General features: G+C 52.7%; 1 protein-coding gene. It reads left to right on the top strand.

The annotated features are described in order from the left end of the window. Nucleotides 1-311 (top strand): integrase core domain-containing protein (locus tag TMES_RS22175; RefSeq protein ID WP_245835551.1); only part of this gene is annotated, 311 nt, incomplete at both ends.

Genomic DNA, 311 nt, shown 5'->3' with positions numbered 1-311 from the left:
TTCCATCGCTCACTCAAGGCCGAAGTACTTGAAGGGCGTCAGTTTTCCACGCTCAAGGAAGCTCAAGCAGCATTTGATCGGTGGCGTGATGTTTATAACCTGCAACGGCCCCATCAGGCGCTGGACTACAAGGTGCCTATGGACCGGTATAGAGCCAGCCCATGGGCTTATCCGCAACAGTTACCAACCTTTGAGTACGGACCGGACGACGTATTAGCCAAGGCTTATCACAGCCGTTTTCGTTTTCAGAAACGCTACTTCAGCATCGCCAAAGGTTTGGCTGGGCATCACATCGCAATACGGCCCAACAC

The sequence above is a fragment of the Thalassospira mesophila genome, from assembly GCF_002115755.1.
In the GTDB taxonomy this organism is placed as follows: Bacteria; Pseudomonadota; Alphaproteobacteria; order Rhodospirillales; family Thalassospiraceae; genus Thalassospira; species Thalassospira mesophila.
Note: the sequence above shows the minus strand (reverse complement) of the source record. Positions and strands in the feature narration are given on the sequence as shown.